This is a genomic window from Paenibacillus sp. sgz302190 (assembly GCF_059820445.1).
In genome coordinates this window covers 377,301-392,767 of record NZ_JBZYAO010000002.1, presented here as the reverse complement: position 1 = coordinate 392,767, position 15,467 = coordinate 377,301, and the positions used below count along the sequence as shown (strand labels likewise).

At 55.2% G+C, this 15,467-nt stretch carries 13 protein-coding genes; 2 read left to right on the top strand and 11 right to left on the bottom strand.

What is annotated here, in order from left to right; translation table 11 throughout:
* Positions 1-247: 247 nt before the first annotated feature.
* From AC6RNO_RS05210 to AC6RNO_RS05200, 3 genes are all read right to left on the bottom strand, one after another.
* Positions 248-604 carry a hypothetical protein gene (locus tag AC6RNO_RS05210; RefSeq protein WP_488434993.1) on the bottom strand — a complete coding sequence of 119 codons (357 nt, stop codon included), beginning with the start codon at positions 602-604 and terminating at the stop codon, positions 248-250.
* Positions 605-679: 75 nt separating this feature from the next.
* Positions 680-2,728, bottom strand: coding sequence for an ABC transporter ATP-binding protein (locus tag AC6RNO_RS05205; protein WP_488434994.1), 2,049 nt, complete (start codon positions 2,726-2,728; stop codon positions 680-682).
* 52 nt (positions 2,729-2,780) lie between these two features.
* A complete protein-coding gene (locus tag AC6RNO_RS05200) occupies positions 2,781-4,523 on the bottom strand; it encodes an ABC transporter ATP-binding protein (protein WP_474685019.1) in 1,743 nt (580 codons plus the stop codon).
* 475 nt (positions 4,524-4,998) lie between these two features.
* Here AC6RNO_RS05200 and AC6RNO_RS05195 point away from each other — a divergent pair, with 475 nt between their 5' ends.
* The gene (locus AC6RNO_RS05195) at positions 4,999-5,175 is read left to right on the top strand and encodes a hypothetical protein (RefSeq protein WP_474685018.1); all 177 of its coding nucleotides are present in this window, start codon (positions 4,999-5,001) and stop codon (positions 5,173-5,175) included.
* A 90-nt stretch (positions 5,176-5,265) separates the two neighbouring features.
* Here the strand turns inward: AC6RNO_RS05195 and AC6RNO_RS05190 are convergent, their stop codons facing one another.
* From AC6RNO_RS05190 to AC6RNO_RS05175, 4 genes are all read right to left on the bottom strand, one after another.
* Positions 5,266-6,447, bottom strand: a complete 1,182-nt coding sequence (locus AC6RNO_RS05190) for a macrolide family glycosyltransferase (RefSeq protein WP_497104834.1) — start codon at positions 6,445-6,447, stop codon at positions 5,266-5,268.
* A gap of 109 nt (positions 6,448-6,556) precedes the next feature.
* On the bottom strand, positions 6,557-6,982 hold the full coding sequence (locus AC6RNO_RS05185) for a hypothetical protein (RefSeq protein ID WP_497104833.1): 426 nt from the start codon (positions 6,980-6,982) through the stop codon (positions 6,557-6,559).
* 438 nt (positions 6,983-7,420) lie between these two features.
* Positions 7,421-8,260, bottom strand: coding sequence for a M56 family metallopeptidase (locus AC6RNO_RS05180; RefSeq protein ID WP_474685016.1), 840 nt, complete (start codon positions 8,258-8,260; stop codon positions 7,421-7,423).
* Positions 8,261-8,263: 3 nt separating this feature from the next.
* Positions 8,264-8,683, bottom strand: coding sequence for a BlaI/MecI/CopY family transcriptional regulator (locus AC6RNO_RS05175; protein WP_474685015.1), 420 nt, complete (start codon positions 8,681-8,683; stop codon positions 8,264-8,266).
* A 171-nt stretch (positions 8,684-8,854) separates the two neighbouring features.
* Between AC6RNO_RS05175 and AC6RNO_RS05170 the strand changes: the two genes are divergently transcribed.
* Positions 8,855-9,622: a pirin family protein gene (locus AC6RNO_RS05170; protein ID WP_497104832.1), complete on the top strand. Its 768-nt coding sequence runs from the start codon at positions 8,855-8,857 to the stop codon at positions 9,620-9,622.
* Positions 9,623-9,690: 68 nt separating this feature from the next.
* On the opposite strand, the gene AC6RNO_RS05165 is transcribed toward AC6RNO_RS05170, so the two are convergent.
* The 4 genes from AC6RNO_RS05165 to AC6RNO_RS05150 all read right to left on the bottom strand — a co-directional run.
* Positions 9,691-9,945 (bottom strand): hypothetical protein, encoded by a 255-nt coding sequence (locus AC6RNO_RS05165; protein WP_474685013.1) that lies wholly within the window; start codon positions 9,943-9,945, stop codon positions 9,691-9,693.
* A gap of 72 nt (positions 9,946-10,017) precedes the next feature.
* Positions 10,018-12,513 carry a trypsin-like peptidase domain-containing protein gene (locus tag AC6RNO_RS05160; protein WP_497104831.1) on the bottom strand — a complete coding sequence of 832 codons (2,496 nt, stop codon included), beginning with the start codon at positions 12,511-12,513 and terminating at the stop codon, positions 10,018-10,020.
* Between the two features lie 1,167 nt (positions 12,514-13,680).
* A complete protein-coding gene (fdhD, locus tag AC6RNO_RS05155) occupies positions 13,681-14,532 on the bottom strand; it encodes a formate dehydrogenase accessory sulfurtransferase FdhD (protein ID WP_497104830.1) in 852 nt (283 codons plus the stop codon).
* A gap of 5 nt (positions 14,533-14,537) precedes the next feature.
* Positions 14,538-15,467 (bottom strand): molybdopterin dinucleotide binding domain-containing protein (locus AC6RNO_RS05150; protein ID WP_497104829.1); only part of this gene is annotated, 930 nt, incomplete at its 5' end.

Sequence of the window (15,467 nt, the reverse complement as noted above, 5' to 3'; positions counted from 1 at the left end):
CCAAGACTCGTTATTGGTGATGTGGCTAACACCTTTCCAAGCAGGGTTCCCACCTGCTACCTCACTCGACCTATGCTTGGTCGCTCCACTTTCGCAGGTTTTTCGAGTGGCCAAGCCACTTCGCGAATGGCTGCGGCTGTCCCCACCGACTGCCGCCATACAGCGCAACACCGCGCGCTGGGAGCTGCGCGCGGCGTCGTTACTTTCACGGGCACTCCGGGGAATGATTGGAGGCCAGTCGTGCCGGTCAGTACCTTCTGCCACCGCCGCCGGTTATTGCGCGAATATTGATCCAGGAGATTACGATGCCGACGATGCGGAACAAGTAACCTACGACAGGTATAAAGCTGAGGAAAGACAGCACGACGTTGGCAATCGCCGTGTTCGTCGTGCCGTTGCCCGCTAGCCAGGCAAGAACCAGACTGACGAATACCAGCGGGATGACCCACGTATAGGACCACAAATACATAAAAGGAATGAGCCCGATCAAATAACCCGCCGCAATGCCGATTTCCGAAATCAGTTGAATCAGGTTCAAAAGGCGAAGCGTATCAGAACGCATCTTCGTTCCCCCGTTCCCCAATGGGATGGTATGCCCTTCCATTGTAGCATACTCCCAACCGGCCGTCTTTAAACGGACGGCCGGTGGGTGTCCGCCGCCCGGAGCATCGGCGGCCGGCTATACGCCGCTCTCCGCTTGCTCGGCGGCGACGGCGGTTTCCAGATGTCCCTGCTGCAGCTGGTACATCTGGTAATAACGGCCGAGCTGGCGCATCAGCTCGTCATGGCTGCCCTGCTCGACGATCTCGCCATGGTCGAGCACAAGAATCAGGTCGGCGTTCTTGATCGTCGACAGCCGGTGCGCAATGATGAAGGTGGTCCGCCCCTTCTTCAACACATCGAGCGCGGCCTGAATGACGGCCTCGGTCTCCGTATCGATGCTGGCGGTCGCCTCATCGAGAATCAGAATCGCCGGGTCGAACGCCAGCGCCCGGGCGAAGCTGATCAGCTGCCGCTGGCCGGCCGACAGCGTGCTGCCTTTCTCGATCACCGGCTCGTCGATGCCGCCCGGCAGAGCCGCAAACATCTCCGCGGCGCCCACATCGCGCAGCGCCTGCTCGACCCGTTCCCGGCTGATGGCCGGATCGTCCAGGCTGATGTTGGACGCAATCGTGCCGGTGAACAGGAACGGGTCCTGAAGCACGATGCCCATGTGCTGGCGCAGCAACTGTTTGGGCATCTCGCGCACATCGCGGCCGTCAACCGTAATACGGCCCTCTTTCACATCGTAGAAGCGGAACAGCAGGTTCAGGATCGAGCTTTTGCCTGAGCCGGTATGCCCGACCAATGCGACGGTCTGGCCCTGCTTCGCCTCAAAGGAAATATCCTTGAGGACGTACTCGCCCTCTTTGTAAGCAAAGCGCACATGCTCGAACTTGACGTTGCCGAGGTACCGGTCGGCCTTGCCGTCAACGACGTCAACGCCCTGCTCGTCGAGCAGTTCAAAGACGCGGTCGGCGGATACGACGGCTTTTTCCAGATTGGGCAGCTGGTTGACAATACCTACCATCGGATGGAACATCCGGTTCAAATAATCAACGAACGCGTACAGCACGCCGATCGAGATGAGCGTGTTCATGCCACCGCCGCCGATAAGCCAGATCAAACCGAAAAAGAACAAGTTGCGGATCACATTCATCAAATTATGGGAAGTGTAAGAGTTCAGGCTGAGCATTTTATTTTGATAATCCGTATACTCGTCATTCAGTTGTTCGAATTCGCGCTGCGTCTCCTTTTGCCTGCGGAACGCCTGGATGATCGGCATGCCTTGAATCGCTTCGTTGATCATACCGTTAATGCTGCTGAGCCGCTCGCGGATTTCCTGATTGTAACGGGTCGCGAACTTGCGGTACACGACAATCCATACATACAGCATCGGAATGACCGGCAGTGTAAACAGCGCAAGCCGGTAGTCCAGCACGAACAGGGCGGAAATAATGCCCACGATATAAATCGTGCCGGTAAAAAAGTTCGCCAGCACCTGAACGTACAAGTCGCGCACCGCCTCGGTGTCGTTCGTGATTCTGGAAACGATTTTGCCTGCGGGCTGGTTGTCGAAATATTGGATCGGCAGCCGCTGGATTTGCGCGAACACGTCCGCGCGCATGCGCTGGATAATGCGGTTGGCCGCCGATTGCAGCAAAAACTTCTCCCCGTACGTAAACACCGCGCCCAGCAGGATAAGGCCGAAATACAGCCCTGCGAGCTGCATAAGGCGCTGCATTTCGGGCGCGTAGAAAGCGTACAGCTCCTGCAAGCTCAGCTTTTGGGCCGCATAGTCGGCCACCTGGCTGCCCTGCGTCACTACGAGGCGGCCGTTCTCCAGCTTGCGAGCCCCGTCAAAAAGCAGCGGCTGCTCAATAAGCGCGAACTGGCTGCCCGCCTGCAAAATGCGAATCTCTTTCCCGCGCGCTTCGCCCTCGGAGAAGTTGTCGCTTCTTTTGTACCAAGTTCCTTTGTACGGAACGGCCTTGTCGGTTTGTATGGCCGACTCCGTTTCATACCACGGCTTCTCGATGCCGAGAATGTGGCGGTCGATCATCTGTTTTGCGATAAAAGGACCCGCCAGTTCCGCCGATACGGCCGCCGCCAAAAGCAGCAGCGCAAGAAGCAGCGGTTTTTTGAACAGTGCGGCATATTGAAATAGTCTCTTGCCCGTATGTCTCATATGGGGCCTCACCTTCTTTTCACTCAGGATATGTTATCTCTTGATCCGATTATTACCCGATTTGCGCTTCCAACTGCTGGCGGTCGTACTGTTCCTTGTACCAGCCGTCCAGCGCGAGAAGCTGCTCGTGCGTTCCCTCTTCGACGATATATCCTTCATCCAACACTACAATCCAGTCGGCGTGCTGCACGGCGGAGAGACGGTGGGTTGTGATCAGCGTCGTTTTGCCTGCGCGCTCGCTGCGCATGCCGCTTATGATTTCCGCCTCGGTTTTGGCGTCGACGGCCGACAATGCGTCATCGAGCATTAAAATCTCGGGATCGACGAAAAGCGCTCTGGCAATCGATACACGCTGCTTCTGCCCGCCGGACAGAGCGACGCCTTTTTCCCCGACGAGGGTGTTCAGTCCTTCCGGGAGAAATTGCACGTCCTTGCGGAACGCAGCCAGCTCCAGCGCCTTGTTCAATTCCTCCTCGGTTCCTTGACCGCGGCCGAACATGATGTTCTCTTTTACCGTTTTGGAAAAAAGAATCGGTTCCTGCGGCACATAGCCAATCCAGCCATGGAGCGTTTCAATGGTCAATTGCTCGATCGGCGTATCCGAAATGGAAATGCCCCCCTGGCCCAGCGGGTATTCTCTGAGCAGCTGTTTCAGCAGCGTCGTTTTGCCGCTTCCCGTCCGTCCAACGATGCCGAGCGTCTGCCCCCGCTGGAGTCGCAGCGAAATGTTGACCAGGTTATCGATCGATGAGGAAGGATAGCGGAATGTCACTTGATCGAAAACGATCGAGTACGGCACCAGCATCGTCGTCGCGGCAGGCGTATTGTTGACGTCCGGCTTGTAGCCGAGCGTCTCGTTCACGCGGTCCAGCGAAGCGTTCCCCCGCTGCATAATGTTCATCAGTTCGCCGATGGCAAACATCGGCCAAATCAGCATGCCAAGAAACGTATTGAAGGATACCAGTTCCCCTAGCGTCAACTCGCTATGAAACACCATATAAGCGCCGTAGCACAAACCGATGAGGTAGCTGATCCCCACGAGGATTTTCACAGTCGGCTCAAAGAGCGCGTCGATGCGGGCTACGGCGATGTTTTTGCGGTAGACGTCGTCTGTCATCTTTTTGAAGCTTTCCTGACTTGCCGTCTCCTGCACGAAAGCGCGGATTACCCGCACGCCGGCAATCGTCTCCAGCACACGGTCGTTCATCTGGCCGAAGGCATCCTGGGCGCTCATGAACCGGCTATGAATGCGGCTGCCGTAAATCGTGATGCAAACAGCCATAATCGGCAGCGGCACAATCGCCGCCAAAGTCAGCTTCCAACTAATAAAAAAGCCCATCATGAACAAAATCGTAGTCATAAACAAAGTGGAATCGACAAAGGTTAAAATGCCGAACCCGGCTGTCGCGGACACTGCCTGGAGGTCGTTCGTCGCCCTCGCCATCAGATCGCCCGTGCGGTTGCGCTCGTAAAAGGTGGGCGTCATCCGCAGCAAATGCCTCATCAGCCGGTTGCGGAGAATGCGCTCCAGCACAAACGCCCCGCCGAACAACTGATACAGCCATACGTAGGACATCCCATAGCCGAGCACAATCAGCGTCCCCCAAAAGAGCAGCAGCTTGATCAGCTCCATGCCGGTCAACGTGCCCATGTGAATCCCGTCAATGGCGTAGCCGATCAGCTTGGGCGGAATCACATCGATAATGCCGACAATGATAAGCAGACCCACGGCCAGCGTGTACCGCTTCCATTGCATGCGGAAAAACCAGCTTAATTTCTTTAATACGATAAACATCTATCACTTCGCTCCTTTCGATTACTTCATCTGTTCTGGTCCTGCCGTCTCCAACAACGCAAATTGGGCACACCGCACGCAGCGATATGCCCTCCAAGAAATCAAAAAGCGCACGTTACGAACTTGCTTCGTAACCCGCGCTCGTGTAAACGTATGAACGGATGCGGCAGCAGCCTGCACATAAGCTCAATGCATGCGGACTGTTCGTCGGGTTACAGGATATGAAGTTGTATGGTTTGATCCGCTATGTGCAAGTTCATCGTATAGATGATCCATAACCATTCCACTCATACTGAAACCCTCTCTTTCCAAAAGCTGTATGTTTTGCATTACAGAGGTGATTCTAACACCGTTTACTGGAACCTGTCAATTGGAGAATATGACTATAATTATTTGCGCCTCTTGTCCCTTAAATGTCACACATGTTTCACAAACATGCGGCATATGGATGCAATATAAGCAAGGAGGGGATCGGATGGTTGATCAGGTGTTTGCGCTCATGGGCTGGATTGTTGCATTTGCCGCGGTGACGGGGGGCGTTATCGCCGGCATCGCCCGATTTATACGCCGCGATTCGGTGGACTACGATACGGAGTTTTTATGGGAGGAACGGAATACGCGGGAGGAAATGGAGCTGAAAAAGCGCGAATAGCCTGCGGCGGTCTGTATGAAATAAGCCCGAAGGATTACAATCCTTTGGGCTATTTTTGTTTGCATCATCAATACTATCTATACTTATGCTTCATAGGAAATAGTTTATAATAGCCTCAGCTGCTTCTGTGGCGGCATCTTTTTCTCTTAAAGAGGCGCCTATACGGCGTGCCGCCTCAAGATAAGACGGGTCGCCAAGTACCCGTTGCGCCGCGTCTCGAAGCTGATCCGCAGATAATCCATCTTTGTCCAGGAAGATACCTGCGCCTAGCTCGGCGACGCGTCGGGCAACCATCGGCTGATCGGCCCCCTGCGGCACGACAAGCAAGGGCACATCGTGGAGCAGTCCTTCGTTCGTGCTGTTCATACCGCCATGTGTAATGAACAGCCGCGCCATGGAGAGAACCTCCAGTTGGGGAACGTAAGGCCTGACAATGAAGTTACCAGGGATCTCACCCAAAGATTCAATCGGAGTATTCCGGCCGGCCGAGAGAATCACGGTATGTTCAGAGCAGCCAAACGCATCGAAGCAGAGTCTATAAAAATTGAAATCCTTGTTGAATGCTGTTCCAAGTGAAATGTAAATAACGGAGGAATCTTCCAATCCGGGGAAATGAACCTCACCTTGCGGAAGCCGGGCGGAAACCGCGGGTCCGACGAAACGGAAGCGTTCATCAAAGGACTCTCCTTGAGGCTGAAACACTCTGGACGTATAAACGACATTTAACGGCTCCGGGTTGAAAAAGCCTTCATAGGGCGAAGTTATCTTATGGCCGAATTTTCGCTCAATCTCCGCACACAGCTGCTCAAACTCTGAAAGGGTCGTTTCGTCCGCTTCAGACAGAACACTCAGAAACATAGGTACCATTTCAAAAAATTTTTCCGTAAAGGCGAAAGTCGTACAGGAATTGACCGCAGACACTCCAAGCAGGCGAGCAATCGCCCCGCCGCCGCCGAACATTGAATCGTGTACGACACCGTCGAAATGTTCCTCTTTTATTTGCTCCATCACTTGCGGGACCAAAAGCAGAGTCGCACTGAGCAGCCCATTGATCTTTGCCAGCATATGAGGACCATTGTGTATGAATTCTTTGTAAATTTGGAAAAAATCATAGGTACGGACCTCCGCCCCAGCAGCCTCCAACCGTTCCCTGAAGTGATCCGTTGTGTAATAAACGACCTCTTGGCCCCTCTGAACCAATTCCTTTACCACACTGATGGTTGGGTTAACGTGACCTTCACCACCGCCATTCATGAAAAGAATACGCCCCATTCCAAACACTCCTTTTTCACCATAAAATAACTATATTTCCATTTTATAAAAAATCTTGTCCCTTCTCTATCCGTCTGGAGACTTAAAACCAACATAGAAATCTACGAACTTACAGTTTCTCTATATTCTTGTTTAAGCCAGAAATTTGTATTTGTAAGCCGAATTTTGTAAGTCGAATATTGAGATTTCCCCTTGGAAATGACGAAAAAGGCGGAACCGGCGAATACGTTGTCGGAGGGGAGCTTGGTGCAGCCATTCGTGAAGCGGCATGGACGCTGCGACCGACAAAAAGCTGCACTTTCTTTTTGCAGGTTTTCTCCACGCTTGCTCCACGGCAGTGCAAAAAGCCTGCGAAAGTGCAGGCTTTTTCCGTGAAAGCCGCTTGTTTCGGCGTAAAGCCTGCGATTGTGCAGGAATTTTCGGTGGCAATGCCCCCAAGCCCCGGGGTTCGATGAAAAGCCTGCGCTTTTGCAGGAATTCTTCGAGGCCGGCGCATCAACGAGCAAAAAACTGCACTTTTGCAGGTTTTCTCCACGCTTGCTCCACGGAAACGCAAAAAGCCTGCAACAGAAAGTGCAGACCTATTCGTAAAAGTTGCATGTGCTGCCCCCGGGGTGACAGTCTGACTTTCGCAGCAGGTTTTGCGGGCATTCCAGCCACTTCACACACAGCCCCACCGTCTTTTGGAAGGTACAAGTTTCGGGCGGCGCAGGCTCGGCGAAAATCGTGATAAGCAACATTAGAGCAAAAGGACTGTCCTGGAGGCCGTTATCCCCCCGACAGTCCTTGCCCGGCCGTGCTGCTTGCCGGAGTGTCCCGTGGCTTTTTGCCGGCTTGATTTTGCCTGCGCTGGCCCTGCCTATGCATTTGGCCGCCTTGCCCCTCGCACCTGCCGCCTCGGAGGTGGCCCGCCGCCGGGTCTATGCACCACTTGCCCGCGAAGGTGCCCCGTATAGGCAAGCGCAGCCGGCCGCTAGATCAGCCCCAGCAGCAGGATGACGGAAATGGCGGAAATGATCAATCTGACCACGGGGAGTTTGAACGAGACGCGCATCTGCGGATTCAAAATGTGCATGATGCGGACGTTCATCGAAGTCTCTGCGAACGAAGCGTGCGAGATGGCCATTTGCGGAGCCTGCCCCTGCTTCAGCAATTTGAGGAGTGCACTGCCCAAGTGGCCGGGGTGCTCCATTTTCGAAATCGCGTGCTTGTCAGCCCTGAGCTCGATAATAATTTTATATTTATCGGCTACCCATTTGAATATCGGGATATACCACAGTGAGACAGAGCTTACGGCCAGGGCGAAAATCGCCAGCGGGTCTCTCTGCCGGAGGTGGTATTTCTCATGTTCGATCACGGCATGAAGCTCGCCCGGGTCCAGCATGTCCAACAGGCCCGTCGACAAAATGATGCGCGGCTTCCACAACCCCATCGTCAGCGCTACGGGAGCCGGATGCGAGATCACGCTCAATTGCCCGGCGCCGAGCTGGTATTCGCTGCCGTACCGGGACGTAAGCGCCGGGTTCACGCGGCCTGACAGCTGTTTCGCCGATTTTGCGGAGATCCATGCATGATTGGCGAGCATCCACAAGAAAGCCGAGAACGAGTATACAATCAGGACGTTGACCGAATTAAAGGCGATGTGCGCCGGGACGTGCAAAACTTCAAACATGACCACGCAAAGGTCAAACAGATTGAAAGACGGTTTGAATCCGATCAGGCGCCCCAGAGCATAGCATGTCATCTGGCATAAAATAAAGCCCGCGGCCAACAAGGTCGTGAACAACATGAATCTGGGACGAGACCCGCTCATGCATCATCTCTCCTTTTTCAATTCTTTTATTTTTTGCTCGAGTTGATCCAGCAGCTGCGGGTCCGCTTTGTCGAGCGCATCGACCATATGGGTTACCGCCAGGGTGCCGAATTCTTCGATCAGATCAAAAGCAAGCTCCTTGGACTGCGCCTCCATGAACGCTTCCCGCGACAGGACCGGGCTGTACGCAAAAGACCGCACCTGCAGCTCCTTCCGGAGAATGCCTTTGTCCACGAGGCGGTTCATGACCGTCATGACCGTGTTGAAGCTGAGCGCCTTCTCCTGATCCAGCTTCCGGTGGACGTCCTTGATCGTCATCGTCTCTTTGGAGCTGTCCCAAAGAATCTCCATAATCCGTGCTTCCAACGGGCCGAAAAACCTGCTCAATCCGCTGCCTTGATATTTAAAATTGTGCATTTTCATGGTTTAAACACCCCTTACACTACAAATTGTAGTAACTGCACCAGGTGAAGTCAAGACGTTTTTACCCGGGAAAGGGTGGCATTTTGACAAATGGGCAAAAAAATTTTATAATAACTTATATATAGTAAGTTAATAATTATTTTAAAGCTAAAAAAGAGAGGCGGTGTCTTTATGAACATTCAAGTGTATGCGCCATCGCAGCAGGGCTCCGGGGCGTTTGACGGAGGGAGATTCATCGAGCAGCGGCCGGTGAATTTTCCCGGCGAGGGCGGGGCCGTCGATCGGGTAGGTCCGCTGTTTTACTGGGCCTGGGGCCGCGCAGTAGAAGATGCGGAGATCGACATGCATCCTCACAAAGCTTTTGAGATTATGACGTACGTCATTAACGGCATCGTCGAGCATCGGGATTCGCTCGGCACGCGGCAGACGGTCGCAGCCGGCGGCGCTCAAGTGATGCAGGCCGGCTCCGGCATTTATCACGGCGAGGCGTTTCGCGGCGGCAATGCCGAAGGGCTGCAAATCTGGTTCGAGCCGCATTTGAGCCAAACGGTGAAACAGCCGCCATCGTATCATCAATACGACGACGCGCAGTTTCCGAGCGTCGAGCAGGACGGCGTCACCGTGAAAACCGTCGTCGGTCCGGGAGCGCCCGTCCGTCTTGAGACGGACGTGAAGGTCTTCGACATCGCGCTGGCGGACGGAGCCGCCTACGCGTACAAGCTGGAGGAAGGCCGGCGCCTCGCCTTCCTCGTCATCCGCGGAGCCGGATCGGGCTCCGCCGGGGATAGCCCGTCCCCCGCATTCGCGCGGGGGGACTTCGCTGTCGCGCAGCCTGCTGCCGGAGGCGGGCTGCTGGAGCTGAAAGGCGGCGCGGACGGCCTGCGGGTCGTCGCCATCGATGTGCCGGAACAGCCGGGATACCCGCTGTACCGCAAATAAGGCCGGCCTTGGGGCACACCCCGGCCGACAGCAAAAAAGCCCCTGCGGATAAGGGGCTTTTTTGCCTGTTACTGCATGCTTTGCAGCCTTGATTGTTCCTGCCGGAGCGCCGCCTCGGCTTGCTCTACGGCCGGTTGATTATGGTGAGCTTTTGCCTGTTCTACCGCTCTTTCCGCCTGCTCGATCGCATTGTGCGCTTCCCGGATCGTCTGCTCGGTCGGATGGGACATCGCGCGGGAAACCGCATTATGCACGTTGTCCACCGAGTTCTGGGCGGAAGAGACGACATTTTGCGATTGTAAACTGGAATCTTGGCTGGCCATAACTGCCTCCTCATGTGTAATTGCGCTACACCCGCTATATTGAGGCAGTTGGGCGATTTTTATGCAGCCCGTTTATTTGTCCGAAAACTTGATGGAATCGAAAGCTTTGTTGAGCCGCGCTTCATTCTCCGCCGTGCGAACCGCCTCGCGAATGTGCAGGATCGCCGTGAACGTAACATTGTTTTGGCGGAAAATATAAATCGTCTCCTGATACGGCATTTTGTTCAACGCGTAATGAACGACATATTTCTTCGCCTTCGCCCCGCCCGGCAGCGTTACTTCCTCATCCGCATATTTATATTCGCCGTCGTTGTCATGGTTTTTCTTCTGCAGCGCATCCTCGGCTTTCACCGCATCCTCGTAGCTTGTTTTCGAATCGGCCTGGATCGACAAGCTGCCGCCGGTGAATACGAATTTTTGACGGTCGTCTTCCTTCTTGTCGTAAGATTTGCCATTGGTCCATGTTTCCGGAATTTGCAGCGTGTACTTGTACTTGTCGTTCTTGTAAGCTACAGTCCGGTCCGGATCGAGCAGTTCGTTAACATCCTGAATAAAACCGAGCTCTTTATCCATCAGGCCTTTATCGACTTTAGCCGAAGCCGTGAGCGCCTTGAGCGTCTTATTCACTTCGTCCTCGTCCTCATCTTCCGGGTAAGTAAAATCGATCTCGTACTTGTATTTATCCTTAATAAAATACAAGGAGTAAGCGGAATTCCACTTGCTGCCGAAGGTTTGCGAGTAAGCGACCTTCAAGGCGGGAACGCCGGCCAGCGTCAGCTCGACAGGTTGTTCCATTTTGCGGTAATCCGCCACAAACTGCGATTCAAAATGCTTGCGCTCCCGGTCGACCCACGCCTTCAGCGTATCCCCCGACGATGCGGAAGTCACGCTCACCGCAACGACTTGCGAGTAGTCCGCGTTGTAGAAGGAGGAGCCGCTCAAATAGCTGCTCTTTTCCCAGCCGCTCGGCAGGTCGAAAGACAAGCCGTACCCGTTCGAGTGCGATGTATTGGCGTCGGAATAGACGGAGATGTCCTTCAGCGACTCATCTTTGCCGTTAAAAGAAAGCTGGAAGCTGTCGAGCAGATCGTTGAAGCTGTTTTGCTTGAAGCTGTTGTTATACTGAGCCTTCCTTACATATAGTCTGACCGTGTACAGTTTGCCCTGATGCAAATATCCCCGCGTCTGAACGTAGCCTTCCTCTCCGGATCGGCCGACGATTTTGGCGTAGGAGACATTGTCCTGCTTGACGTACTGCCTCTCCAAAATCGTCGCGCCGTCATAGTTCTTATCGCCGCTGCCGTCCAACTTGCTAAGCAGGGCCGAAGGCGACAGCTCGTCGCTCAGGTTGCTTTCCACATCGACGGACAAATAAAATTCGCCCTTCGCATCCACAAAGCTGACGGAATCGCCGTTATCCGATTGCTCGCTTTTAACGAGCCCTGCGGGGTACTTCATCGACCAGCCGAAATGGCTGTCGCCGATCTTCGTTTTGCCTCTGTCGGCATCCAGATAGGAACCGTCCGCATCCTGGGTCGCGTGCGACTCCTCGGTTTGCGCTTCGCCGAGCGTTATCGACTTCGTCACCGACGAATTGCCGGATTTGACCGCAATGCTCACGGTGTCGCCGGGCAAATATTTTTTCAAAGCCTCGTTGTAATCGACCATCGTTTTAACCTGGCTGCTGCCGATGCTTTCGACCAGATCGTCCTGTTTGATGCCCGCTTTGGCCGCAGGAGAATCGGGATCTACATAGGCGACACGCAGGCCGGTCGAACTGGGCAGGCCGACTACCGCTTCCCAGCTCTCTTCCAATTCAACGCCCAGATAAGGACGTTTAACTTTGCCGTAAAGCTTGAAATGATTCAAAACATATTTCACCGTATCGATCGGAATCGCAAAGCCCAAATTCTCAACGCCGATTTCCGCATACTTCATCGTGTTGATCCCGATCACTTCGCCGTTCATGTTGATCAGCGCGCCGCCGCTGTTGCCCGGATTGATCGCGGCATCCGTCTGAATGAGCTGATACTGCGAATTGACCGACCGGTCAATTCCGCTCACGATGCCTACGGTCACCGAGTTGCGCAAGGCAAAAGAAATCGGCGTACCGATAGCGGCGACAGTTTCCCCGACCTCAATATCCGATGAGGAATCGGCGAACTTCGCGACCGGCAGGCCGGTGGCGTCGATTTTGACGAGCGCAAGGTCGCTCTCCTCGTCGATGTTCGTCGCGCGGCCGTTGTATGTAGTGCCGTTCGACGAGACGACAACGATATTTTTCATATTCTTGACGACGTGGGCGTTCGTAACGATCACTCCGTTCGACTCTACGATAACCCCCGTACCGTGCGCCAAATTGTAGCGGCTTTTCTCCCACGCCTTGTTCGTATCCGAAGACGGCTTGCCGATAATCGCAACGACGGAAGGCGTCATTTGCTCGACAACTTTAGGCACTTCGGATTTTTGCGCCGCATAGGAAGGCGCCGCGCCCAGCCAGGAAACGACCAAAACGACGGCCGCCAGCGAAACTAAGCTTCTTTTTGCAATACTTTTCCATTTCCCCATTGTAGTTTCCCTCTCCCGGCGTCATATTGCTGGACATTGATGAACATACAAGCGCAAAATCTACTCTACCAATTCCTGCATTTTCTAAGAAGATGCAATAGCTTGAATCTAGCACATCCGGCGAAAGGAGACAATACAATTTTTCCCACAAAAAGGGAGGCAGTTCGGGTACATAAAAAAGAAGGGGTTTGTCGCGAGCTCTCTTTTGGCAGCCGGAAAGCGGGGTTAGACAAGCAAAGGTGTGTGCGGAGCCATTGGCGCAGCCGTTCGGGAGGCGGCTTGGCGGCCGGGAAAAACCTGCGAGAGTCTGAGTGTCCGCGAAAGTCGTGACGCCTGCTTGGGGTAGTCAGTTGGGGGGGTGGCTATTCAGGATATAGTCATTCGTGAAACGGCTTGGCAGGACGGAAAACCTGCGAGAATCTGCGTGTTCGCGAAAGTCGCGTTCACTCTGCTTGGAGCGGTTAGTTGGGGGCCAGCTATTTGGGATATAGCCATTCGTGAAACGGCTCGGCAGGGCGGAAAACCTGCGAGAGTCTGAGTGTCCGCGAAAGTCGTGTTCACCTGTTAGGGGCGGCCAGTTGGGGGCCAGCTATTTAGGATGCAACCATCGTGAAACGGCCTGGTAAAACGAAAAACCTGCGAAAGCGCAGGCTTTTTCCATGAAAGTAGTTCAATTTGGCGAAAAGCCTGCAATTGTGCAGGAATTCCCGATAAAAATGGGTCTAAGCGCGAATGTACGATAAAAAAACTGCACTTTTGCAGGAATTTTTTGCAGTTGGCATAATGACGAGCAAAAGCCTGACTATTGCAGGTTTTTTGCACATTTGCCACTGATTAGCCTGCTCTAACGGGCGGATCGGCTGGCGGGCCACTATCGCCATCATGCAGCGCAACACCGCGCGCTGGGAGCTGCGCGTGGCGCGAATAAGCGAAGCATGGCGCTTCGCAGCCAGCATTGGCCAGCTTCAGCGCCAAACCAGCAGCTACTCCCTGCGCACCGAACAGCTATCAGCATCACCTTCGACGCTAAACCGGCGGCCGATCCAGGCGTACCAATCAGCTTCCAACATCGCCTTCGCTGCAAATTCCAGTGGCCGATCCAGGTGCACCGACCAGCCTCCGGCCTCGCCTTCCCCATCAAACCCGCCGGCCGCCCCCGCTCCATGATCAGCCTCCGGCGTCGCCTTCGTGCCATTCCACGATCCGGTGCGGATGCGTGTAAACCGCCAACTGCTGCCCGCGGATAAAACCGACCACGGTGATGCCCAAATCGTGCGCCAACCGCAGCGCCAAATCAGTAGGCGCAGACTTGGAGAGCAGCAGGCCGACGCCGATTTTGGCTGCTTTCAGCGCAACTTCCGAGGATACGCGCCCGCTAAAAGCGATGAGCTTGTCGCGGACGGAGAGACGGGTTCTCAGGCAGTGCCCGTATATTTTGTCCAGCGCGTTGTGCCTGCCGATGTCCGTTCTGCTCAGCAGCAGCTCGTCCGCGGTGCAAAGCGCGGCATTGTGCACGCCGCCCGTCGCGCGAAAGTCGCCGGAGCGCTCCTGCAGCTCGCTCATCAGCCGAAAGCACTGCCGGACGGACACCTGCAGCTTTGTCCGCACCGTTTTGGCGGTTCGCACATCGTTATGAAAATAAAACTGCCGGCTCTTGCCGCAGCACGATCCGATCCAGCGCTTCGACGCCATGTCGCGGCTCAGCTCGTGCTTATGCCGCAGCTTGACGTGGGCGAACCCGCGGTCTTCGTCGAGCGACAGCGACTCGATCTGGTCCGCGAACCGGATCAAACCCTCCGACGCCAAAAAACCGGTCACCAGATCGACTACATCGACCGGCGTGCAGACAAGCGTGGCGAACTCCTCTCCATCCACCTTCAGCGTGAGCGGGGCCTCCACTGCGATCTCATCCGGTTCGCCGATCAGCTCCGGGCCGCCCGTATAGCGGTAAACCTGCCATGTCGTGGCAGCTGCCCGACCGGCGCCACCGGACGCCGCGGCATCATGCTCCGGATCCATGCGCATCACTCCATTTCCGTTTCAAGCTCCTGAATGCGCTTTTCGACATAACGCGTATCTTTGCGGGCGTGGAACGTCTCCGCTTTTTCCACAATGACCGCCGTATTATATTCCGGTATGCCGGCGTACTGCTCATATACGCCTTTGGGAATCAGCGAATTGCCTTCCGGCCAATGCACCTCGATATTGCCCTGCTTCACCGCTGCCGTTTTCAACCTGCCGTGCATGCTGCCATAACTGTTAAAAACGACGACGGCCTCGCCTTCCGCCAAAGCAAGCTCCCGCGCGTCGGCGTCATGCATCAGCACATCATACCTGTCAGCGTCGTTGAACGGGTCCGTATCGCTGTATATCATCGAATTGAACTGTTTGCCGCGGCGCGTCGTCACGTAAAAATGCCCCTCCGGCTTGCGCAGCTCCGGCAGCACGATCGGCAGCAGCGCGCCGCGGCCGTCCGGCGTCGGACAGATGCCGTCCTCGCACAGCCAGGCGCCGCCCCACTGGAACACGTCGCCGCGCTCCCGCAGGTGCTGGATGCCGTCGTAGTTCGGCGCGGCCTCCGCAATTTCCGCGCGGATCGCCTCCGCGCTGCCGCAGCCGAGCCGTGCAGCGGCTTCCGGCTTCACGCGGCGGGCGAGATCGACGTAGATCGCCCACTCCGCGCGGGCTTCACCGATGCGGGGGCCGGCGATCTCCGGCGAGAAGTACACCATCCGCTCCGTCGAGGTGGACGTGCCCCCTCCGGGCTGCTCGTAGCGCGTCATCGCGGGCAGCACCACTACGGCCTCCCGCGCGTCAACGAGCGTGGAGGTGTTGAGGATGATGTCCTGATGGACGCGGACATCGACTGCCTCCAGTGACTGGCGGACGAACGCCGGGTCCGGCATCGTCTCGAGAAAATTGCCGCCGGATTTGTAGAACATCCGGAGCTTGCG

Coding starts and splice junctions, on each gene's coding strand:
- AC6RNO_RS05210 (WP_488434993.1), bottom strand. CDS start 604: ATGGAAGGGCATACCATCCCATTGGGGAACGGGGGAACGAAGATGCGT.
- AC6RNO_RS05205 (WP_488434994.1), bottom strand. CDS start 2,728: ATGAGACATACGGGCAAGAGACTATTTCAATATGCCGCACTGTTCAAA.
- AC6RNO_RS05200 (WP_474685019.1), bottom strand. CDS start 4,523: ATGTTTATCGTATTAAAGAAATTAAGCTGGTTTTTCCGCATGCAATGG.
- AC6RNO_RS05195 (WP_474685018.1), top strand. CDS start 4,999: ATGGTTGATCAGGTGTTTGCGCTCATGGGCTGGATTGTTGCATTTGCC.
- AC6RNO_RS05190 (WP_497104834.1), bottom strand. CDS start 6,447: ATGGGGCGTATTCTTTTCATGAATGGCGGTGGTGAAGGTCACGTTAAC.
- AC6RNO_RS05180 (WP_474685016.1), bottom strand. CDS start 8,260: ATGAGCGGGTCTCGTCCCAGATTCATGTTGTTCACGACCTTGTTGGCC.
- AC6RNO_RS05175 (WP_474685015.1), bottom strand. CDS start 8,683: ATGAAAATGCACAATTTTAAATATCAAGGCAGCGGATTGAGCAGGTTT.
- AC6RNO_RS05170 (WP_497104832.1), top strand. CDS start 8,855: ATGAACATTCAAGTGTATGCGCCATCGCAGCAGGGCTCCGGGGCGTTT.
- AC6RNO_RS05165 (WP_474685013.1), bottom strand. CDS start 9,945: ATGGCCAGCCAAGATTCCAGTTTACAATCGCAAAATGTCGTCTCTTCC.
- AC6RNO_RS05160 (WP_497104831.1), bottom strand. CDS start 12,513: ATGGGGAAATGGAAAAGTATTGCAAAAAGAAGCTTAGTTTCGCTGGCG.
- fdhD (WP_497104830.1), bottom strand. CDS start 14,532: ATGGATCCGGAGCATGATGCCGCGGCGTCCGGTGGCGCCGGTCGGGCA.